This is a genomic window from Streptomyces lasiicapitis (assembly GCF_014646335.1).
GTDB classification, from domain to species: Bacteria; Actinomycetota; Actinomycetes; order Streptomycetales; family Streptomycetaceae; genus Streptomyces; species Streptomyces lasiicapitis.
Map to the genome: position 1 here is coordinate 105,799 of NZ_BMNG01000010.1, position 21,435 is coordinate 127,233.

The window sequence follows — 21,435 nt, forward strand, 5'->3', positions numbered from 1 at the left end:
TGATTTCCCGTCATCTCTTTCCGGCCGAAGGGACCGTACCGTGATGAAACTTCAGGACTACGACCGCTTCTACCGCGCGGATCCGATCTTCTTCGAATTCCCGGAGCGGCTCGCCGACACCCCGGAAAGGCTGACGGCCGTCGTACGTGAACTCCCTCGGGGATGGGAGCGCGTGGACGCCGGATGGTGGGTGCGGCTGCGGCCGCCCGGGGCGCGTACGCCCGGCCAGGGCTGGCGGATCCACGTCTCCGTGACGCCGGCGCGTCTGGAGCGGGCGGCGGAGATCGTGCGCGAGTACTGCGTGCGCCGGAGCATCCCCTGCGAACTGGTCCGCAGCACGGCCGCGGCCCGCGCCCTGGCCGACGTCCGCGCGGACCGCCTCACCAGCGCCGACCTGATGGTCCTTCACCCGGCGGACGAGGACCTGCTCGCCACCGCCCTCGGTGATCTGTCCGCGCTCCTCGAACCCCTGCCGGGTCCGTATGTGCCCGGCGCCCTGCGCCACCGCTCGGGACCTCTGTACGTACGTTATGCGGCGGCCGAGGGCCGTCGATGTCCCGCCCCCGGCCACGAGGCCGCTCCGGGCGACGAGTACGACATGGTGCCCGCCCTTGAGCGGCCCGACGGCTCCCTCGTGCCCGAGGACCGGCGTCCCGTCTTCCGCTGTCCGGACTGGGTCGCCCTGCCCGGCGTCCTGCGGGCCGACCTCGACGCCCTGCACGCCCCGCCGGACACCCCCTTCCCGTACCGGGGCGTGCGCGCCCTGCGCCTGACCACCGGCGGCGGCACCTACCTCGCCGCGGACGCCGCATCCGGGCAGCCGGTCGTCCTGCACGAGGCACGGCCGCACGCCGGGCTCGACGCGCGCGGCGAGGACGCCGTCACCCGCCTCGCGAAGGAACACGCCGTCCTCGAACGCCTCGCGGGCCTGGACTGCGTACCGCACGTCGTCGGCCAACACGTCCGCGCGGGGCACCACTTCCTCGCCGTCGCCCACGCCGAGGGCCGGAGCCTGGCCGAGGCCGCGGCCGCCGCGTTCCCCCTGACCTCGGACGACCGCGCGGAGCAGGAGGCCGAGGGCTACGCGAAGTGGGCGCTCGACGTCGCCGCCCGCGTCGCCGACGCGCTGGATCTGCTGCGCGAACACGGCGTACGCCTCGGCGAACTCAACCCCGACCACATCGTCCTGCGCGCCGACGGCGATGTCGTCCTCACCCGCCTGGGCACGGCCACCGACCTCGACGACGACCGGGCTCCCGCCGTGGGCGAGGAAGGCTTCACCGCCCCGGCCGGGCTGCGCGGCGCGGCCGCGCACGCCCATCTGCTCGACGCGCTGCTGCTGTGGCTGCTGCTTCCGGTGCCCCATCGCGACACGGCGACTCTGCGGGTGCTCGCCGGGGCCGTGGAGGAGATGTATCCGGTGCCTTCGGGGTTCGGTGACGGGCTGCTGAAGCGGCTGGGGCGGCGGGCGGGCCAGGAAGCGGCGGCCCGCGTGGGGCACCGAGGTCACGCGGATCACCCAGTCACCCCAGAAGACCTCCCCGCCACCCGAAGCAATGACGACCACGCCGAAGCCCTCGCCGCAGGCCGCCCCGACTGGCCCGCCCTCCGCGGCTCCCTCGTCGCCGGCCTGCACGCCATGGCCACCCCCGAGCGCGCGGACCGCCTGTTCCCCGGCACCCCCTTCGGCCCGACCTCACTCGGCGGGGCGTCGTTCGGCTACGGCGCCGCGGGCGTCCTCTACGCGCTGCACCAAGTGGGCGCGCCCGTCCCGGCGGAGTACGCGGCGTGGCTGGCGGACACGGCCGAGCGCGACCCCGACCCGCGACCCGGCCTGTACGACGGGCTGCACGGCGTCGCCCTCACCCTGGACCTGCTCGGCCACCGGGACCGGGCGCTTGCCGTCCTCGACCGCTCCCGGCCGCTCGACGCCCGCGTGGTCCGCCCGGACCTGGCGGGCGGCCGGGCCGGGATCGCGCTGAACCTGCTGCGGTTCGCGCGGGCCACGGGCGACACCGCGCTGCACGACGCCGCCCTGCGCACGGCCGACCAACTCGCGGCGCTCGTCGAGGACGGCCCGCCCGTCCTGCGGCCCGGCACTCCGCCGCCGTACGGACTCCTCCACGGCGCGGCCGGCATCGCCCTGCTCTTCCTCCATCTGTACGAGGACACCGGCGCGCCCCGCTTCCTGGATCTCGCCGACCACGCCCTCGGCCACGACCTGGCCCGTTGCCACACGGGTGCGGACGGCGCCCTCACGCTCTTCGACGGCACGCATCACCTGCCGTACCTGCACGGCGGCAGCGGTGGACTCGCGTTCCCCCTGCGGGCGTTGCTGCGGCACCGGCCCGACGAGGGCAGGGCCGCCGTGCTCGACGCCGTCCGGCACACCTGCCGCGCGCTGTACGTCCGCAACGCCGGGCTGCTGCGCGGCCGGGCCGGCGGGATCGCGGTGCTCACCGCCCTGGACGGCCCCGGCGACCGCGAGGCGGTGCGCAAGCAGGTGCGCCGCATGGCCTGGTACGCGCACTCCTACCGCGGGCACCTCGCGTTCCCCGGGTTCCGGATGCTGCGCCTGTCCGCGGACCTCGCCACCGGCGCGGCGGGCGTGCTGCTCGCCCTGGACTCCGCGTTCGGGGGAGGCGGGCAGGTCCTGCCCTTCCTCGACCCGCGGGCAACTCCGCCACCAGCGGAGGAGAGGAGGTGATCGAGATGTCGGAGATCTTGGACCTGCAGGAGCTTGAGGAGGAGACCACCTCCCTGTGGCCCTGCGCCAACAGCTACCACAGCACCGTCGGCATGTCCTGACGTGCCCGACGCCCGAACCGCCCCGAGGGAGGTGATCCAGATGGCGGAGATCCTGGAACTGCAGGAGCTCGAGGAGGAGACCACCTCCCTGTGGCCCTGCGCCAACAGCTTCGAAAGCGCACGCGGCGTCGCCTGACGCGCCGCACACCGCCCTGACGTCTGCCGGCCGTGGTGCTCCACGGCCGGCAGGCCGGCGCCACCACCACTACCGGCCCTCCACGGCAACGTACGACCGGCATGTCGCCACCACGTACGACAGACATGTCGCAACGACCCACGACCCGCACGGCACTCCGGGAGGAGAACTCACCATGCTCGCTCAGGGCCATCTCGTCGCGGACCCGTTCTTCGTGGACGCCCTCGACCGCGTCGACGACTCCGGACAGCGCTTCTCCCGCGCGGGCAGCCCACCGCCTCCCGGATGGCGGCGCACGGAGCGCGGCGGCTGGGTCAACCTGCACCGCGCCGGCGCCCAACTGCCCCGCCAGGGCTGGAAGATCCACGCCTCCGCCACGGCCGACAGCGCCGAGCACGTCGTCGACACCGTCTGGGAGCACTGCGTCCGGCACGGCATCTGCTTCAAGTTCCTGCGCAGCTCCCTCCTCTTCCACCAGGTCAACAGCAAGCAGGCGCCGCGCCCGGCCGGGGGCAAGCTGGTCACCGTCTACCCCGCCGACGACGCCGAGCTGGAACGCACCCTGACCGACCTCACCGAACTGCTGCGCGGAGTCGAGGGCCCGTACGTCCTCAGCGACCTGCGCTGGGAGGACGGCGGCCCGCTGTACGTGCGCTACGGAGGGTTCGACCTGGCCTACTGCCATGCGCCGGACGGCAGTTACGTCCCGGCCGTGGAGGGCCCCGGCGGTGCCCTCGTGCCCGATGTGCGGGGCACGTCCTTCCGGGTGCCCCCGTGGGTGGAGCCGCCCGCCTTTCTCGCCGCGCGCATCGAGGCGTCACGGGCGGCCGCTCCGGGCGGCTTCCCCTACCGGGTGGAGAAGGCGCTGCACTTCTCCAACGGCGGCGGGGTCTACCGCGCCGTGGAGAAGGACACCGGCCGCCGCGTGGTGCTCCGCGAGGCGCGCCCGCACGCGGGCCTCGACGACCGGGGCGCGGACGCCGTGACCCGCCTGGACCACGAGCAGACGATGCTGGAGCGCCTCGCCGGGCTCGCCTGCGTGCCCCGGCTGCACGCCCGCACCCGCCACTGGGAACACCACTTCCTCGTGGAGGAGTTGATCGAGGGGGGGACCCTGGCCGAGGCGATCGGCCGCCGCCACCCGCTGTTCCGGGACGCCACGGACGAGCGCGAGGTCGCCGCGTACACGGAATGGGCCCTCGACGTACTCGGCCGGATCGAGCGGGCGATCGCCGAACTGCACGCGCAGGGCGTCGTGTTCGGGGACCTGCAACCGGGCAACGTCATGGTGCGCCCGGACGGCAGCGTGTGCCTGGTCGACTTCGAGACCGCCTTCGAGGCGGCCCCCTCGGAGGGCGGCGAGGACCGTGGGCCCGCGCTCGGCACGCCCGGGTTCACCGCCCGGTGGGCCCGGTCGGGCCGTGCCGTGGACACGTACGGCCTCGCGGCCCTGACCCTGGCGCTGTTCTGCCCGCTGACTCCGCTGCTGCGCTTCGACGCAGGAAAGCTCGCCCAGTTGACGGCCTGGACGGAGCGGCGCTTCCCGGTGCCGGCGGGGTTCGCCGTACGGCTGCGGGAGCGCCTCGCGCCGCCGCCCGACTGGCCCCGGACCGGCGGCGACACCCCGGCGGACGACTCCCCCTGGCCGGAGGAGGCCGGGGCCGACGCCGACACGGCCCTCGACTCACTGGCCGAGGCGATCCGGCTCAGCGCGACACCGGAGCGCGAGGACCGGCTCTTCCCGGGCGACGTGCGGCAGTTCGACAACCAGGGCGCGTCGCTGGCGTTCGGCGCGGCGGGCGTCCTGCACGCCCTGCACGTCACCGGCCGCTCCGGCCACCCCGCGTTCGCGGAGCACTTCGAGGAGTACGTCGACTGGCTGGTGCGGGCCGCCGAACGCACGCGCTGGCCGCGGCCGGGCCTGTACGACGGACTCGCGGGCGTCGCGTACGTCCTGGACGAACTGGGGCGCACCGAGGCCGCGCAGGAGACGCTCGCACGCCTCGGCGGGCTCGCTCTCGACGGCTGCGGCGGCGGCCTGTTCGACGGGCTCGCGGGCGTCGGCCTGACCCGGCTGCACTTCGGTGCGACGGACGCGGCGGAAGCGCTGGGCGAGCGGCTCACGCGCGTGCTCACCGGCGGCGGGCGGCTGCCGGGCCCGCCGGACGCCGTGGGGCTCACCCACGGCTGGTCAGGACCGGCCCTGCTCTTCACGCGGCTGCACGCGGCGACGGCCGACGAGCGGTGGCTTCCCCTCGCCCAGACCGCGCTCGCCCGCGACCTCGGCCGCTGCGGAGCGCCACGGAAGGGCCGCATCCTCGTCCGGGACGGCAAACGCTGGCTCTCGACGCTGGACCGCGGCAGCGCCGGCATCGCCCTCGCCCTCGACGCCTACCTCCGGTGCGCCGACGACCCGCACTACGCGGCGGTACGCGACCGCATCCGCGACGGCCTGGGGACGGAACTGCTCCTCTCCCCCGGCCTCCTCGACGGTCAGGCCGGGCTTCTCCACGCCAGCGCCCACCTGACCGGCCCAGGCTCCGCACTGGCTGCCCACCTGCGGAGCCTGGGCCTCCACTGCGTACGTTTCCGGGGCCGCCGTGCGTTCGCGATGGACGGGCTGCTCCGGCTCTCGATGGACCTGGCCACCGGCACGTCCGGCGTGCTCCTCGCCGTGCACACGGCGCTCGCGGGCCCTCAGGGCAGCGGCACACCCCTGCCCTTCCTGGAGGCAGGCGTACCGGCACGGCCGCCCCTGCCGCACAGCGCGGGAGCGCCGGCGTGAGGCGCACTCCCCCGCCGCCCGACAGCCTCCGCCGCAACCGGGACTTCCAACTCCTGTGCACCGGGCAGGGGTTGTCCCTGCTCGGCTCGGGCGCCTCCGCCATCGCCCTGCCGCTGCTTGTCCTTCAGGCCACCGGTTCGGCCCTGCACGTCGGCCTGGTCGAGGCGGTGTGGACGGGTTCGCTGGCGCTCGCGTGCCTGCCCGCGGGCCCGCTCGCCGACCGCTTCGACCGCCGCACGGTGCTGCTGGTGTGCGAGGCGGGCCGGGCCGTCGCGAGCACGGCGCTCGCGGCGGCCGTCCTGGCCGGACTCACGTCCCTGCCGGTGCTGCTCGCGGCGGGGGCGGTCCTGGGGTTCCTCACGGCGCCGTTCAACGCCGCGCTCCTGCCCCTGGTGCGGGAGGTGGTGCCGGAGAGCAAGCTGGCCACGGCGCTGGCCGTCAACCAGGTGCGCGGACAGGCGGCCTATCTGCTGGGGCCGGTCGTCGGGGGCGCCCTGTTCAGCGCGGGGGCGAGCTGGCCGTTCTGGCTCGACAGCGCGTCGTACACGACGTCGACGTGCTGCCTGCTCGCCCTGCGGGTGCGGCCGGGCGCTCCGGGCGGAGCGCGTGAGGGCTGGTGGTCGTCGTTCACCAGCGGGCTCCGATTCCTGTGGCGGCAGCGGTTGCTGCGCAGGCTGACGCTGGTCGCGTCGGCGCAGAACTTCGCCTTCGACGGGGTGTATCTGGCAATCGTGGTGACCAGCGCGCGCCAAGGCGCGTCGGCGCTGTCGGTCGGCATGATCACGGCGGCGTCGGCGGCCGGGGCGATGACGGGGGTCGTGCTGGCGCCGCTCGCGGGCCGCCGCCTGAGCCCGTCCCGGCTCCTGCTCCTCACCGGCGTCGCGTGCGCGGCCCTGGTCGGCGCGATGGCCCTGGCTCCGGAGGCGGCGACGCTCGCCGTGCTGCTTTCGGGGTGCGCCCTTGCGGTCGCCGTCTCGGGTTCGGTCATGACGCTGGCCCGACTCCTCCACACCCCGGCAGGGCTGCAGGGCCGCGTGAACAGCGCGATCGGGCTGATGTTCATGGCCACGCCCCCGCTGGGCGCGGCCCTCGCCGGGGTGCTCCTGGAGGAACTGCCGGGCCCGGCGGTGTTCCTGCTCTTCGCGGGGCTGCTGGCGGGGCTCGCGGTGGTGTCGCCGGGTGAGGGGACGTTTCGGGGGACCGAGAGCGAGGAGGCCGGTCCGTCCGACGGGGTGGAAGCGGGTTCGTACGACGCAGTGGGAGCGGCTTCGTACGAGGGAGTGGAAGCGGGTCGGCGGGACGCTCAGGAGACCTCGGATCCCCCGGCCGCACGGGGTCGGTGAGGTGACGGCCGAGGCTGTCGGCCGGGTCGGGTGTGCGCCGTCGCAGCGGCGGTCGTACGGTCGTCATGAGCGTGGTCGTGGTCGTCCATGGCCCCGACGCCCGTGCCCGGCCCCCGCACGCGGCCCCAACTCGCCCCCGCGGAAGGGATTTCGACGACGTGACCGCCCACGCAGCACCCGGCCCTGCCGAAGGCCCGGGGGCCGCGGCCGCCCGCCTGACCGGACACGCGGCCGCCGAGGAGCGCCCCCTGTCCGCCGCCCTCACCGAAGTGGCCCTCGACACCGGGCAGTTGGTCATGGTCAAGCGTGCCGACGCCCCGGACGCGGCGCGGGCCGAGGCGGCCGGGCTGCGCTGGCTGGCCGACTCCGGCGCGGTGCGCGTACCGGCCGTACGTGGGCAGGACGGGTGCTGGCTGGTGAGCGACCGCGTCCCTCAGGGGTCGCCGAGCGCCGGGGCCGCCGTGCGGTTCGGCCGCGAGCTGGCCGCCCTGCACGCGTCCGGCGCCCCCGCGTTCGGCGCTCCGCCGCCCGGCGGCACCGAGGACGCGTACATCGGGCTCGCCCCCATGCGCAACGTCCCCGGCGAGGACTGGCCCCGCTGGTACGCCGAGCACCGCGTGCTCCCTTATCTGCGGCGGGCCGTCGACGGCCGGACGGTGCGTGCCGACGAGGCGACCGTGATCGAGCGCGTCTGCGAGGGGCTGCCCGAGCTCTCCGGGCCCGCGGAGCCGCCCGCCCGGCTGCACGGCGACCTGTGGAACGGCAATGTGCTGTGGGGCGCCGACGGGTACGTCTGGCTCATCGACCCGGCCGCGCACGGCGGCCACCGGGAGACCGACCTGGCCATGCTGCGGCTGTTCGGCTGCCCGCACCTCGACGACGTACTGGACGGATACCGGCAGGCGGCCCCGCTCGCCGACGGCTGGCGGGACCGCGTCGGCGTGCACCAGTTGTTCCCACTGCTGGTGCACGCCGTGCTGTTCGGCCGGGGTTACGGCGAGCAGGCCGTCGCGGCGGCGCGGGCGGCGCTCACGCGGTGACCTCGCTCGCCGGGTGCCCCCACCCGCCCTATCGGGCGCCCGCCTCGACGGGGATGCGCCCAGGGACGGCGACACGCTCAACAGCCGTGGCCCGCTCGGCAGCAGCACGCTCGGTGGCAGAGGTGATCGGCACGACCGCCCGCACCGCGCCGAACGCCGCCGCGGTCGCCCTCCGTGCGATCTCCTGGGTGCTGCCGTCCGCCTCGGTCCACTGACAGGTGAGTTCGCGGTAGTCGTCGACCGCGGCCTCGACGGCCTTGGTCATGCGCCGGTGGAGCGCGATCTCGCGGTCGGCTGCGGGGCGGGCGTACAACGCGCGTATCGCGGCGCGGAGTTCGGCGGCTTCCTCGGGACGTATCGCGGCGTGCTCGCTGCGGTCGACGAGGTGCAGAAGCTGGTGGAGAGCGTAGTGCTCGTTCATGGGTCGCCTCCTGGTTGGTGGGGCCGCCGAGACAAGTGCCCGCCGCCGTGGTGCGCGGGGAGCATGATCCCCGCCTACCCGCTGATCGCGCTCTCGCACCCCGATCAGGGAAAACTTCTGACCGTTTCGGCGAGCGGTGCCACGCGTTGGTGGGGTGACACCGTCCACGCGCCCAGTACGCACCCACCTCCGCGTGTCCCCGTACGCGGACGAGATCGGAGCACGATGCTTCCTCATCGCCGTATGCGCCGCACGCGCCGTAGCCATCGCCTGGTAAGGCGGGCCCTGGTCCTCCTCACCGCCCTGGCCCTGCCCCTGACCCTCGATCAGGCCCCGGCGCCGGCGTCCGCCCCGGCGCCCCCGATCGCCCCCGTCCTCGACCAGGACTTCCCCGACCCGGACCTCGTCAAGGTGGGCCGCACCTACCACGCGTACGCCACCCACGGCGCAACCCAGAACATCCAGCACGCCACGTCCACCGACCTGACCCACTGGAAGAGCGACACGGCTGACGTCCTTCCGGTGCTCGGCGGGTGGGCGCTGCCGAAACGTGACCTGGTGTGGGCTCCGGAGGTGTACGACAACGGCGGCGGCTTCACGATGCACTACACCGCCCGCGACCGCGCGAGCGACAAACAGTGCGTGGGTGTCGCGCTGTCCGACTCGCCGGACGGGCCGTTCCGGCCGGTCGGCGACGGGCCGCTGATCTGTCCGGCGGCGCGGGGCGGGGCGATCGACGCCGCCAGCCACACCGAGCGCGGGCAGCGGTACGTGCTGTGGAAGAACGACGGCAACTGCTGCGGACTCGGCACCTCGCTGTATCTGCAGCCCACCTCGTGGGACGGCACCCGCACCACGGGCGACGCGATCGAGCTGATCAAGCAGGACCAGGACTGGGAGGGCCCGCTCGTGGAGGCGCCCACCCTCGTCCGGCGCGGTGGCCGCCATGTGCTGTTCTACTCGGCGCACTTCTACCGCGGCGACCAGTACCTGACCGCGTACGCGGTGGCGGAGAAGCTGACCGGGCCGTACGTGAAGCCGACCGGGCCGCTGATGACGACGGCCGGCTTCGCGGGCGCGGTCCGGGGCCCCGGCGGCCAGGACGTGGTGAAGGGGCCGGACGGCCGTGACCGCATCGTCTTCCACGGCTGGAACGCCGACTACACGCAGCGGCCGATGTACGTCGCCGGGCTGCGCTTCGAGGGCGGCCGACCGGTCGTGGAGGCGGCGCGCTGATCAGCGCTTGGCCCACAGGTTCCACAGCCAGACGGCCCCCTGCTGCGGAGTGCCCGCCAGCGGGCTGACAGCCGGGGTCGTCGCGCTGAGGCCGAGGCCGAAGATCGTCACGGTGGCCGCGGTGAGAGCAGGCAGGCAGAGGCGTACGCGATTCATGAGGGGTTCCCTTCGGGGTGTCGGAATGTCGGAGGCGAGCAGTCACCCACAGAGGTGATTCGCCGGGCCGATGACCTGAGTTTGCGGGGGTCGGCGGACCCGCACCACCGCATCCCGCTTGCTTCCGGCATCTCGGGATAAATACATTCCTGACCTGCTGGGACGTGCCGGTCCCGGGACAGGAAGCAGCGCGGCGGGCGTGCGTTGCCCGGCCATCCAGGGAGCCGTTCTCGATGACCGACCACGGAGGACCCGAGCGCCCGCCCGCCCCTGGCGGACGCGAACACCCCGCCGCTGCGCGGCAGTTGGGCGGAGCGCTGCGCGCTCTGCAGCAGCGTTCGGGACGTACGCTGCGGAGCCTGGAGGAGCAGGTACGGATCAGCGACTCGTCGCTCTCCCGCTACTTTCGGGGCGACACCGTGCCGCCGTGGCCCGTGGTCCGTGATGTGTGCCGGGCGCTGGGCGGCGATCCCACCGAGTTCCGGGCGCTGTGGGAGGCGGCTGACCGCGGCCGGCCCGAGCAGCCGCCTGGTCCCGAGGTGCCTGCGCCCACCGTCCCTGGCCGGCTCGCTCGCGCGCGGGCCCGCCTCACCGGCCGCTGGGCGTACGCGACGGCGGGCGCTCTGGCCGGGCTGCTCGCCGGTGTCGTCGTCGCCGTGCTGGCGCTTCAGTCGGCGCCCGCAGGTCCCGACGGTTCCGCCGCGTCCGCCGGTTCCTCCGGGCAGGCCCCGGTCGCGGAGGGGAGCGTGCGGGCCGATGAGGCGTCGGCGGACGTGTCGAAGCCGCCCGAGGCGACGCGGATCTTCGTGAGCCGGGCCACGGGCAACTGCCTGGACGACAGCCTCGACAAGGGGCTGCGTACGTACGCCTGCAACGGCATGCCCTACCAGTGGTGGACCCTCAACCGGTCCCCCGACGGCGCACGTCAGCTCCGCAACCACGCCACGGGGAAGTGCCTCGACCACGGCGGGAAGGGGTTGCGTACGGTGCCGTGCCGCGAAGGTCCGTCCCAGAGGTGGGAGTTCGTCAAGGGAGGCGACGAAGCGGTGGGGTTGCGGAACGCGGCCACGGGGCGGTGCCTGGCCGACCATGAACGTCCGGGGCTGCGGACCCTGCCGTGCACGGCGACGCGGCATCAGAAGTGGGCGTGACAGCGGTCAGCCGGCCTGCCTGTCGCCGTCGTCGGCCGCGTCGGCCGCGCCCGCTGCGTCGGCCCAACAGTCGGCATCGTCGGCCGTCGTCGTGGTCGTGATCGCGGTCGTGCGGAACCTCGCCCGGTACACCGTCGGCGCGATCCCCAAGTGCTGCTGGAACACCCGCCGCAACGACTCCGAGGACCCGAACCCGGCCCGCCGGGCCACCTCTTCGATGCCGTCGGGCCCCGATTCGAGCAGCGCCTGGGCGGCCTCGAGGCGCACCGCCTCGACGTACTGCCCGGGGCTCATGCCGGTTTCGGCGCGGAAGAGCCGGCCGAGGTGCCGCGGGCTGAGGCCCACGAGGCGCGCCAGCGCGTCGAGGCCGTGGTCGTCCGTGGGGTCGGCGGTGACGGCGTCCATCACGCGGCGCACGGCCGACCCCGCCGACCCTTGGGAGGGTTCCGGTGCCAGTCGCGTGCTGAACTGCGACTGGCCGCCGGGCCGGGCCATGAAGACGACCAGTTGGCGGGCCACTTCGCGGGCCATGTGCGCGCCGTGGTCCTCCTCGACCAGGGCGAGCGCCAGGTCGATGCCCGCGGTCACGCCTGCGGAGGTCACGACGTGGCCGTCCCGGACGAACAGCGGATCCGCGGCGACCCGCACACGGGGGTAGGCGGCCGCGAGATCCCCGGCGAGATCCCAGTGCGTCGCCGCGCGTCGGCCGTCCAGGAGCCCGGCCTCGGCGAGGACGAACGCGCCGGCGCAGACGGAGGTGACGCGTGCGGTGCGGGCGGCGAGCGCGGCGGTCAGGCGGACGAGTTCGGTGTCCGCGACGGCCCGCCGCCAGTCCCGGCGCCCCGGCACGACCACGGTGTCGACCCGGCGGGGCAGGCTTCCCGGCGTGCCGTCGACGCCCACGCGCACCCCCGACGAGGTGCGGACGTCGTCGCCCGTCGGGGAGACGACGTGGACGTCGTAGCGCGCGCCGTAGGAGTTGGCCGTGGTGAAGACCTCCACCGGGCCGCTCACGTCGAGGAGTTGTACGCCGTCGAAGGCGATGAGGGCGACGACGTGGCGCCGCGCCCGCCCGCCCCGGGCCACCCCGCTCGCCCCGCCTACTCCGCCCACGGGGAGTCCAGGATCGTACGGACGAAGTCGCCCCGCTCGAACCCGGGCACATAGTGCTCCAGGACGTCGGCCTTGACGTTGCCGAAGGTGGTCTCCGGCTTGGGCCGGATGCCGTCGGTGAACACCTTCAGGATGCGCTGCTTGAAGTCGGGGCGCGGGTGCAGTTCCACGATGGCGGCGCGGTCGGCGGCGGAGATGTCCTCGTACCCCATGCCGAGGACGTCGTACTCCACACCGGCGGTCACCAGGGCCACCTCCGGCTCCATGAGCGCGGGGATGCCGGGGGTGGTGTGCAGGGCGATGGCCGTCCACACCCGCCGCACGCTGTCCTCGGGCACGCCGTGGGCCCGCAGGAACCGCTTGGCCTCCTCGGCTCCGTCGACCTCGAACCGCCGCCCGCTCCCGTGGAACTCCTCGCCGAGCCCCACGTCGTGGAACATCGCACCGACGTACAGCAGCTCCGGATCGAAGCTCAGGTCGCGGCTGCGGCCCTGGAGGGCGCCGAAGAAGTACACGCGGCGGGAGTGGTGGTAGATCAGCTCGCTCGTGGTGTCACGGATCAGCTCGGTCGCCTCCCGCGCCACCTTCGTGTCGGGAACCACCACGTCCGCCGCCCGCTCACGCACACTCGTCATGGCATCCACCTCGTGTCGTCAGTTGCTGATAGCCGGTGGGGCGGTACGTCGCCGGCCGCGCCGTCCTCCCTCCTGCTCAAGGATCACGTCGGGCGCCGGGCCGCGCCATGGCGGGACCGCCGTGCATCCCACAGATCCGGACACATATCCCTTCGCCCGTGGCGGGCTCCCGTCCTACCCTCGACGGCATGAGCCAGCCCCTTGTCGCCCTTCTCAGCGGAGCCGGTATCTCCACGGACTCCGGGATCCCGGACTACCGCGGGCCCAACGGGCTGTGGCGGCGCGATCCCGAGGCCGAGAAGCTCGTGACGTACGAGTACTACATGAGCGATCCGGAGATCCGGCGCCGGTCGTGGCAGATGCGGCGCAAGAACCGGACGCTCCAGGCGCGGCCCAACGCGGCGCACCTCGCGGTGGCCGCGCTTGAACGCTCCGGCGTGCCGGTGCGGGTGATCACGCAGAACGTCGACGGCCTGCACCAACTCGCCGGGATGCCCGACCGCAAGGTCCTCGAACTGCACGGCACCGCCCGCACGGTGGTGTGCACCGCGTGCCACGCGCGAGGCCCCATGACGGACGCGCTGGCCCGCGTCGAGGCGGGCGAGGCTGATCCGTCGTGCGTGGACTGCGGCGGCATCCTGAAGTCGGCGACGGTGATGTTCGGCGAGCAGCTCGACCCGGAAGTGCTCGGCGAGGCGATGGCCATCGCCAAGGCCTGCGACATGTTCATCGCGGTGGGCACCACCCTCCAGGTCCACCCCGCCGCCGGTCTCGCGGGCCTCGCCGCCGACCACGGCGCCCGCCTGACCATCGTCAACGCCGAGCCCACTCCGTACGACGACCGCGCCGCCGAAATCGTCCGCGAACCCATCGGGACGGCGCTGCCCGCGCTGCTGGAGCGGTTCGGCGGCTAGGTGGCCGTCACTCAGCCGTGGGCGGCGCGCCGACTCCCAGCAGTGCGAGGAACGCGGAGGCCGCGGGTGAGGGGGTGAAGCGGCTCCAGACGAGGCGCTCCACGCGGACCGGCCCGTTGGTGATCGGTACGCAGCGCAGGCCGTGCAGTTCGGCGGCGAAGGTCGCGGGCAGCAGGGCGACGCCGAGGCCGTGGCGGACCATGCGGGCCATGAGTTCGACTCCCGACACCTCGAAGGCGACCTCGCGGCGCAGGCCGGCCGCCGCGAACGCCTGGTCCGACTGGGCGCGGGCGGCGCTGCCGTCGGCGAAGTCGACGAACGCCTCCTCGGCGAGGTGGCGGAGGTCGACCTCGTGTTCCGCGGCCAGTGGGTGGTCCGGGGCCACCACGGCGACGTGCTGCCCGTGGGCGAGTTCCCGGTCGTGGACGCCCTGGATGCGGAATCCGGGCGGTACGCCGAGGAATGCCGCGTCCAGCGTGCCGTCGCGCACCATGTCGACGAGGCGTTCGCTGGAACCGGCCCGCAGACTGATCCGCACCTGCGGGTAGCGCCCGCGGTAGTCCCGCAGCACCGCGGGGAGGTCCACGGCCGTCACGGTGGGGATCGATCCGACGGTCAGCCTGCCCCGTATCTCGCCGCTGGCCGCCGCCACTTCCGCGCGGGCACGCTCGGCCGCTTCCAGTGCCTGGCGGGCCGCGGGCAGGAAGGCTTCCCCGGCGGCGGTCAGGCGCACCCGGCGGCTGGTCCGCTCGAAAAGCCGGGCGCCCAATTCCTTCTCGAGGCGGGCCACTTGGTGGCTGAGCGCGGACTGGACGACGTGGCACCGCTCGGCCGCACGCGTGAAGCTCGCGGTCTCCGCCACCGCGACGACGTAGCGCATCTGCTGGAGATCCATCGATCCATCATCAAACGCGATGGGTAGTGATGACAAGCATGTGTTGGACCGATGGATGCCTGTCGATGATGCTGGAGTCAGCCAGGCGCCGACACGGCGCCCCGACCCCGTGGAGACAGCCATGCGTGTGATCGCCTTCGACCACCTCGTCCTGAGCGTCGCCGACATCGAGCGCTCACTCGCCTTCTACACCGGCCCGTTGGGCCTGGAGACGGTGCGGGTGGAGGAGTGGCGGGCCGGCAAGGTCCCCTTCCCGTCCGTGCGGGTGAGCCCCACCACCATCATCGACCTCGTCGAAGCGCCCGACGGGACGCCTCGGGGTTCCAATGTCGACCACATCTGCCTGGTGGTCGAGCCGCTCGACTGGCAGGAGGTCGTCGATTCCGGCGTCTTCACGGTCCTCGACGGTCCCGGCAAGCGCTTCGGCGCCCGGGGCACCGCGATTTCCTTGTACGTGCAGGACCCGGACGGCAACACCGTGGAGCTGCGGTGGTACCCGCAGGAGTCCTGAGGATCCAGGGGCAAGGGGACGAGTGGGGACCCACGATCGCGAAATGCCGGTGGCCGTGAGACTCTTCGTCTCCGATCGCGGGGGCTTGGTCAGCGGGCATGCTCCTGCCCGGGCCTGCCCCTGCCCTGCCACGGGAGTCGCCCATGCCCAAGCCCCGCCTCGCCGTCCTCGGCGCGGGCAGTGTCGGCTGCCACCTGGGCGGGCACCTCGCCGCCGCCGGGCATGACGTGACGTTCATCGGCCGGCCCGCCGCCATGGACGTGCTGCGGGAGCGGGGGCTGACCCTCAACACGTCCAGTCGCCCACCCGTCCGCCTCGCACCGGACCGGCTCACGACCGCCACCGGACCGGACGCGGCCGCCGGCGCCGACTACGTGCTGGTCACCGTGAAGACCGCCGACACCGGGGCCGCCGCCGAAGGACTCGCCCCGCACCTCTCCCCCGGCGCCGTCGTCGTCAGCTTCCAGAACGGGCTGCACAACGCGGCCACCCTGCGCGCGGCGCTCCCCGGCCACACCGTGCTGGCCGGGATGGTGCCGTACAACGTGGTGCAGGAGGAGCCGGGAACCGTGCACCAGGGCATGGCGGGCAGACTGATGACCGAGCCCGACGACACCCTCGTCGCGGCCTTCCGTGCCGCCGACCTGGCCGTCGAGGCCCGCACCGACATGTCCGAAGTGCAGCACGCCAAGCTGCTGTTCAACCTCAACAACGCGATCAACGCCCTCTCCGGGCTGCCGCTGCGCGACCAGCTCGGGCAGCGCGCCTACCGCCGCTGCCTCGCCCTGTGCCAGCGCGAGGCCCTCGCCGCCTACCGTGCCGCCGCACTGACCCCGGCCCGCCTCGGCCCCACCTCGCCGGGCCTCACCCCGTACGTACTGGCCCTGCCCGACGCCCTCTTCCGCCGCGTGGCCGCGGCCTCCCTGCGCATCGACGCCCACGCACGCTCCTCGATGTGGGAGGACCTCCAGCGCGGCCGCCCCACGGAGATCGACTCACTGCAGGGCGAGATCGTCGCCCTCGCCACCGCCCATGGGCTCACCGCACCCGCGAACGCGCGACTCGTCGCCCTGGTGCACGAGGCGGAGTCCGGGCCGCGTACATGGACGGGTCCTCAGCTGTACGCGGAGTTGTGCGCGGCGCGGTGAACCGCGCGCAAGAGGAATCCTCGCTTCACGGCCGTTGTCGGGTTCTTCCCGTCGAATGCGTTCATCGGGGCATTGTCACGGCCTTGTAGCGGGTCCGGCAGAGAGGGCTTCTGGGCGGGCGTCATGCGCGAGTCTGTTCGGGACGGGTACGCGCCTGACCGCCAGAACGAGCGACAGCACGAGCGACCCACGCGCGCTCAATCGGTCAGGTCAGCCGAATGCGAGGAGTCCACGGTGTCGTTCACGTTCCACAAGACGTTCCGCATCCTTCCTGGGGTCCGGCTCAGGATCAACGGCCGCTCGTGGTCGCTCACGCTGGGCGGGAGGCACGGGCAGCACACCATCAACTCCAACGGGCGGCGTACGTCCACGCTGGACGCCGGGCCGTTCAGCGCCCGGCGCGACCACCACCGGCACTAAGCGCTTCGCTGGATGTGCGGTGCCCATCCTGCGGGCCGGTGGGGGCTGGTCGCGCAGTTCCCCGCGCCCCTACGGGGCGCGGTACCGCACCCTCACCTCCACCTCGGCGCCGGCCGCCGCCCACACCCGGACCTGACAGGCCCGCCCCGGCGGCACGTTCCGCGCGTCGGCCCACGCCGTGCGGCCCGACAGCTCGATCCGCCAGCCGGTGGTACTCGGCGGGAGGGACAGCAGGGTGGTGCCGGGGCGGTGCGTCGAGCGGTAGGTGAGTCGGTAGGTTCCGCTTGCCGGGTCGTGGGTGTCGGTGCGTACGGTGCCCGCGACCGCGGGGGCGTACGGCGTGGCGGTGCGTTCCTTGTTCGTACGGAAGCGGCCCTCGCGGTCGAGGGCGCAGTAGCCGCCGCCGTAGCACCAGACGTACGCCGCCCACCCCGATGAGTAGCGGGCGAAGGAGGCGAGCGCGTCGTCGTGGAAGCGGCGCATGTGTGGCAGGCCATTGTTCAGCGGGCCCCACTCCCCCACGACGACCGGGACGCGCTGCTCGCGCGGGTAGGCGGTGACGGCGTTCTCGTACGTCTCGATCCAGCCGTCGGCCGGGTCGTAGTCGGCGCCCGCCTCCATCGCGGTGTTGTAGAAGTGCGGGGCGTACACGACGCGTTGGTCGCGCACGCGGCCGAGGCCGGTGGGCAAGCCCTCGCCGACGATCGGGGTCGGCTCGACGAACAGCCAGTTCGAGCGGTCCCGGGTGCGGATCGCGTCCGCGAGGCGGTTGTACATCGGGGTGAGGTGCATGGCCTCGATGCGGCGGGCGGCGGTCGCCAGGTCCTCGCCTTCGCGCAGCTCCCCCATCGGCTCGTTGATCAAGTCGTAGCCGAGGACGGCGGGGTGCGTGCCGAAGCGGTCGGCCAGCAGGCGCCACACGCGCTCCTGGGCGCGCCGCAGGTCCGCGTCCTCGTAGAGGTGGGTGAAGGCGCGCTGGACGGCGGGCTCGAAGTACTCGGAGAACCAGTCGTCGGGGTGCGGTGTGAACGGCAGGCCGTCGGTCCGCGTCGCCCACTTCGGGATCCCGCGATGCCCGAACGCGGGCCCGAACACGTCCTGATGGGCGTCGATGACGACGTGTACGCGGTGCTTGTGCGCCCAGTCGAGGATCCGCCGGATCTTGCGCAGGTACGACTCGCTGTACTGGCCGCGCTGCGGCTCCAGGTCGTCCCAGAAGACCAGCAGCCGTGCGAAGTTGAAGCCGTTGGCGCGCAGGTCGACGAAGTGCCGCTCGGTGATCGCGCTGAGCGCTTCGGAGCCGTGGTGCGTCTTGTCCTCGACGTTCCAGCCGCGGAGGGTGAGGGTGCGGCCTCGGTCGTCGGTGAGGCGGGGGATGTCGGCGGTGGCTGGGGCGTCAGACGCAACTGCGTTACCACTTGGGGTAGTTGGGACGCCACGGGCACGGCCACCGGCACCCCCCGTCGGGGGCGCCGGAGCCAGGCCCGCGCCCAGCAGCGCGGTGACGATCGACGCGATCACGGCCGCCAGGCCGAGGCGGTGCGTGCGGCGTGCGCCCATGCGGGACCTCCGGGGTCAGAGGGACCGCATGAGCCTACGTCCCGCACCTCAGAGTCGGACCGCCCCAATCCAGCCGGTCGTACATGTGGCTGTCGCCGCCCGTCGTGCCGACGAGCCGCAGATAGTCCGCGCCCTTCAGGTCGGCGCTGAGGCTCACTGCCGGGTCCTGCCAGGTGCGCAGGCCGCTGTCGGCGCGCTTGGTGCCGTCGGCCCAGATCTCGGCGGTGAGGGTGCCCTGGCCGGGCAGGCGCGGGTCGCGTTCGTCGTCGACGCCGACGTCGGTGGTCAGGTCCGTGCAGCGGCCGCCGAGGTAGTAGATCAGCTCGGTGGGGGCGTGGGTGCCGAGGCCCTTCGGGTACGTCTTGCCGTTGACCGTGAGGGTTCTGCCGTCGCCCGCCTTGGCGCCGCCGTTGGACATGTCGCGCTCGACGGGGCCGTATCCGTTGCCGACCGCCGCCCAGCGCGCGTCGGAGAGCGCGGAGACGCCGGTGGGGACGGGTTCGGGGACGGTGAAGACCTCCCGGGTCTCGCGGGTGACGCGGCCGTGGCCCGGGGAGCGGAAGGTGAGCCGGGCGGTCGCCTCCGCCGTGCCCGGCGGGGTGTCCGAGGGTGGGGTGAGGCGCCAGCGTGCCGTGGCGGACTGGCCGGTGGTCAGGACGGGGTCGTGGTCCTGGCCCAGCGCCTTGGCCCGCCAGCCTTCCGGGGCGGTCAGGGCGAGGCGGGGCGCGAGGACGGGGGCGCGGCCGTGGTTGGTGGTGCGGACGGTGGCGGTGAAGGCGCGACCCGCCGGGGTGAGGGTGCCGGGGATGCCCTCGGCGGGCGCGTCGGTGAGCAGGGCGGCGTCGGCGGCGGGCGGCGCCTGCCACCAGTCGGCGTCGGCGGAGATCCGGAACATCGCGGTGCCGTGCGCGGGCACGGCCGCGCTCACCGTTCCCGCGGTCTCGGTGTCGCGGTGCTGCCACAGGTCACGGAGGACGTAGCCGGTGCGCTCGGGCAGGCCGAGCTCCTTGGCGGTGGTGCCGAACGTGGCCGTCGTACCGGTCTCGTTGAACAGGGCCACCGCCACGTCACCGTTCGCGAGCGGCTTGGCGAGGACCCAGTGGCCGCCCGCACTGCGCAGCACGCGTGCCTGGACGCCGAGGCGGTCCTGGTCGACGGCGATGACGTCCTTGTTGCCGAGGATGTCGAAGGTCTCCGGGGAGGCCTTGCGCAGGTCGGTGCCGATGAGCAGCGGCGCGGCCATCATCGACCAGAGGCCGAAGTGGGAGCGGTACTCGGTGGCGGTCATGCCGCCGTTGCCGACCTCCAGCATGTCCGGGTCGTTCCAGCGGCCGGGGCCCGCGTGCCCGGCGAGCGGGGCGTTGGCCTTGAAGAGGTTCAGCATGGACGACCAGCTGTCGTTGATGTCGCCGGTGGTGCGCCACAGATGGCCGACGTCGGCGCCCCACTCCCACGGCTTGTTCTCGCCCCATTCGCAGAGGGAGTAGACGATGGGGCGGCCGGTCCTCTTCAGGGCGTCGCGCATCTTGGTGTAGCGCTCCAGGGCGGGCCTGCCCTGGTTGTTGCAGTTGTCGTACTTCAGGTAGTCCACGCCCCAGTCGGCGAAGGTCTGGGCGTCGGTCTCCTCGTGGTCGAGGGCGCCGGGCATGGTCCTGGCGCAGGTGAGGGTGCCCGCGCTGGTGTAGATGCCGAACTTGAGGCCGCGGGCGTGGACGTAGTCGGCCAGGGCCTTGATGCCGCTGGGGAAGCGTTCGGGGTGGGCGGTCAGGCGGCCGGTGGCGGGGTCGCGTTTCTCCGCGGCCCAGCAGTCGTCGACGTTGACGTACTCGTAACCGGCTTCCTTGAGGCCCGAGTCGGCGATGCGGTCCGCCGTGTCGCGGATCATCTTCTCGTCGATGGCGCAGCCGGTGGAGTTCCAGTTGTTGAAGCCCATGGGCGGTGTGAGCGCGAGGCCGTCGGGGAGGGCCTCGGCGCGGTCGGCGGGCGACAGGAACGGCGTCCAGATCATGGCCAGGCCGAGCAGTGCGACCAGGGGTCTGAACCGTCGGCGGGTGCGGGGGGTGCCGGACATGGGCCTCAACTCCTCGATGCGGTCAGATATCTGAACGTCAGTCACAAACGGAGTCGTGTGAGCGTAGAGGCGTCCGGCATCGCGGGCAATGACCCGTGCGGGAAATCAGCCACGTGTGCCGGGGGTGCCCGCGCCCGCCGCCGTCGCATCGGAACGGCGCTCACAGCCTGCCGGTGCGACCGCTTCTCGGCGGCCGTCGCGGGCGTCTTTCCGCCACCTGCGCCCCCGGCCGAGGCCGCCCGGTCCCGGCGGCGCAAAGTAGTCCGTATGACGACACCCGCGGAGTCGCTCCGCTCCTTCGCCCGCACCCGTGCCTCACTGGACGGCGAGGAGGTCACGTACTGGTGGTCCGGAGACGTGTACTCCTGGGCCCCCGACGAGCCCTACCAGCGCGTCTTCGGCTTCGAGGGGCTCAACGTCGCCCGCCTGGTCCAGGACGCCGAAGCCGGCCCGGACGCCTACCAGCTGCTCACCCGCGAGGCCGCCTTCTTCCTGGACCCCGTCAGCCGCGAGATCCTGGAGACCTGGCAGGACCTGCCGGTGGTGCACATCTGGAACGACCCGGCGAATCAGAAGTGGCGTCCCTTCCCGATCCCGACGACCGAGCTCGGCACCCAGGTCTGCTTCAGCCTGGAGATCCCGCTCACCTATCCCTCGCCGCTGCCGGTGGCCCAGTACCCCGTCCACTCGGCCGGTGACACCTACCGGGCCCTGGAGCTCTTCCAGTTCTTCGCCGACCGCGCCGACCTGGCGGGCCCGGCGCCCAGTGTCCCCGCGACCATGTCGTGGTCGCGGATGTCGCCCTGGCTCCCGTGGATGGCCCGCGGGCAGCGCCCCGGCGGCCTCACCTTCCACTGCCGGGGACGCAAGCTCGCCTCGTACGCCGAGGTCCCCGAGCGCACCCGTGCCTACATAGCCGACCACCAGCCGAAGTTCGCCCAGGCCCCGGACAAGTGGAGCGAGCCGAACGAGACCAGCTGGACGTACTTCCGCAAGCTCCACCCGCCCCAGTAGCCCTGGGTCACGCGGGCGAGGCGGGACCGGTGTGACCCCGGTCCCGCCTCGCTCCGTCATACCCGCCGGACGCGTCCC

General features: G+C 73.4%; 19 protein-coding genes. 12 read left to right on the forward strand and 7 right to left on the reverse strand.

From position 1 onward, the window contains the following. Positions 1-43: 43 nt before the first annotated feature. The 5 genes from lanKC (IEY91_RS22325) to IEY91_RS22340 all read left to right on the forward strand — a co-directional run bounded on the left by lanKC (IEY91_RS22325) (position 44) and on the right by IEY91_RS22340 (position 8,112). Positions 44-2,707, forward strand: a complete 2,664-nt coding sequence (lanKC, locus tag IEY91_RS22325; protein WP_189175410.1) for a class III lanthionine synthetase LanKC — start codon at positions 44-46, stop codon at positions 2,705-2,707. Between the two features lie 102 nt (positions 2,708-2,809). Continuing rightward, positions 2,810-2,944 carry a hypothetical protein gene (locus IEY91_RS42375; RefSeq protein ID WP_268240898.1) on the forward strand — a complete coding sequence of 45 codons (135 nt, stop codon included), beginning with the start codon at positions 2,810-2,812 and terminating at the stop codon, positions 2,942-2,944. Between the two features lie 175 nt (positions 2,945-3,119). Then, complete coding sequence (gene lanKC / locus IEY91_RS22330; RefSeq protein WP_189175411.1) at positions 3,120-5,729, forward strand: class III lanthionine synthetase LanKC; 2,610 nt, start codon at positions 3,120-3,122, stop codon at positions 5,727-5,729. Continuing rightward, a complete protein-coding gene (locus IEY91_RS22335) occupies positions 5,726-7,072 on the forward strand; it encodes an MFS transporter (RefSeq protein WP_189175412.1) in 1,347 nt (448 codons plus the stop codon). The genes lanKC (IEY91_RS22330) and IEY91_RS22335 overlap by 4 nt, the downstream gene beginning before the upstream one ends. Positions 7,073-7,230: 158 nt before the next feature. Continuing rightward, positions 7,231-8,112, forward strand: a complete 882-nt coding sequence (locus tag IEY91_RS22340; RefSeq protein WP_229697156.1) for a fructosamine kinase family protein — start codon at positions 7,231-7,233, stop codon at positions 8,110-8,112. A 28-nt stretch (positions 8,113-8,140) separates the two neighbouring features. On the opposite strand, the gene IEY91_RS22345 is transcribed toward IEY91_RS22340, so the two are convergent. Continuing rightward, the gene (locus IEY91_RS22345; RefSeq protein ID WP_164317015.1) at positions 8,141-8,533 is read right to left on the reverse strand and encodes a hypothetical protein; all 393 of its coding nucleotides are present in this window, start codon (positions 8,531-8,533) and stop codon (positions 8,141-8,143) included. A gap of 243 nt (positions 8,534-8,776) precedes the next feature. Between IEY91_RS22345 and IEY91_RS22350 the strand changes: the two genes are divergently transcribed. After that, positions 8,777-9,769 carry a glycoside hydrolase family 43 protein gene (locus tag IEY91_RS22350; RefSeq protein ID WP_189175414.1) on the forward strand — a complete coding sequence of 331 codons (993 nt, stop codon included), beginning with the start codon at positions 8,777-8,779 and terminating at the stop codon, positions 9,767-9,769. On the opposite strand, the gene IEY91_RS22355 is transcribed toward IEY91_RS22350, so the two are convergent. After that, the gene (locus IEY91_RS22355; protein WP_189175415.1) at positions 9,770-9,925 is read right to left on the reverse strand and encodes a hypothetical protein; all 156 of its coding nucleotides are present in this window, start codon (positions 9,923-9,925) and stop codon (positions 9,770-9,772) included. It abuts the gene before it with no gap. 233 nt (positions 9,926-10,158) lie between these two features. On the opposite strand from IEY91_RS22355, the gene IEY91_RS22360 reads away from it, so the two are divergent. Next, positions 10,159-11,076 (forward strand): helix-turn-helix domain-containing protein, encoded by a 918-nt coding sequence (locus IEY91_RS22360; protein ID WP_189175416.1) that lies wholly within the window; start codon positions 10,159-10,161, stop codon positions 11,074-11,076. A gap of 6 nt (positions 11,077-11,082) precedes the next feature. On the opposite strand, the gene IEY91_RS22365 is transcribed toward IEY91_RS22360, so the two are convergent. Beyond that, positions 11,083-12,189 (reverse strand): GlxA family transcriptional regulator, encoded by a 1,107-nt coding sequence (locus IEY91_RS22365; RefSeq protein WP_229697157.1) that lies wholly within the window; start codon positions 12,187-12,189, stop codon positions 11,083-11,085. Continuing rightward, positions 12,177-12,824: an HD domain-containing protein gene (locus tag IEY91_RS22370; protein WP_189175417.1), complete on the reverse strand. Its 648-nt coding sequence runs from the start codon at positions 12,822-12,824 to the stop codon at positions 12,177-12,179. Before IEY91_RS22370 ends, IEY91_RS22365 begins: the two co-directional genes overlap by 13 nt. A gap of 188 nt (positions 12,825-13,012) precedes the next feature. Between IEY91_RS22370 and IEY91_RS22375 the strand changes: the two genes are divergently transcribed. After that, on the forward strand, positions 13,013-13,738 hold the full coding sequence (locus tag IEY91_RS22375) for an SIR2 family NAD-dependent protein deacylase (RefSeq protein ID WP_189175418.1): 726 nt from the start codon (positions 13,013-13,015) through the stop codon (positions 13,736-13,738). Positions 13,739-13,745: 7 nt separating this feature from the next. Here IEY91_RS22375 and IEY91_RS22380 read toward each other — a convergent pair whose 3' ends face one another. After that, the gene (locus IEY91_RS22380) at positions 13,746-14,633 is read right to left on the reverse strand and encodes a LysR family transcriptional regulator (protein WP_189175419.1); all 888 of its coding nucleotides are present in this window, start codon (positions 14,631-14,633) and stop codon (positions 13,746-13,748) included. A gap of 121 nt (positions 14,634-14,754) precedes the next feature. Between IEY91_RS22380 and IEY91_RS22385 the strand changes: the two genes are divergently transcribed. From IEY91_RS22385 to IEY91_RS22395, 3 genes are all read left to right on the forward strand, one after another. Beyond that, entirely contained in the window at positions 14,755-15,144 is a 390-nt protein-coding gene (locus tag IEY91_RS22385; RefSeq protein ID WP_189175420.1) for a VOC family protein, read from the forward strand. Positions 15,145-15,287: 143 nt separating this feature from the next. Then, on the forward strand, positions 15,288-16,292 hold the full coding sequence (locus tag IEY91_RS22390) for a 2-dehydropantoate 2-reductase (protein ID WP_189175421.1): 1,005 nt from the start codon (positions 15,288-15,290) through the stop codon (positions 16,290-16,292). A 234-nt stretch (positions 16,293-16,526) separates the two neighbouring features. Continuing rightward, on the forward strand, positions 16,527-16,712 hold the full coding sequence (locus tag IEY91_RS22395; protein WP_189175422.1) for a DUF4236 domain-containing protein: 186 nt from the start codon (positions 16,527-16,529) through the stop codon (positions 16,710-16,712). A 69-nt stretch (positions 16,713-16,781) separates the two neighbouring features. Here IEY91_RS22395 and IEY91_RS22400 read toward each other — a convergent pair whose 3' ends face one another. Both IEY91_RS22400 and IEY91_RS22405 read right to left on the reverse strand, forming a co-directional pair. Next, positions 16,782-18,272 (reverse strand): cellulase family glycosylhydrolase, encoded by a 1,491-nt coding sequence (locus IEY91_RS22400; protein ID WP_189175423.1) that lies wholly within the window; start codon positions 18,270-18,272, stop codon positions 16,782-16,784. A 34-nt stretch (positions 18,273-18,306) separates the two neighbouring features. Further along, a complete protein-coding gene (locus IEY91_RS22405) occupies positions 18,307-20,343 on the reverse strand; it encodes an NPCBM/NEW2 domain-containing protein (RefSeq protein ID WP_229697158.1) in 2,037 nt (678 codons plus the stop codon). A 267-nt stretch (positions 20,344-20,610) separates the two neighbouring features. Here IEY91_RS22405 and IEY91_RS22410 point away from each other — a divergent pair, with 267 nt between their 5' ends. Continuing rightward, positions 20,611-21,357 (forward strand): DUF1838 family protein, encoded by a 747-nt coding sequence (locus IEY91_RS22410; protein WP_189175424.1) that lies wholly within the window; start codon positions 20,611-20,613, stop codon positions 21,355-21,357. Positions 21,358-21,435: the final 78 nt, after the last annotated feature.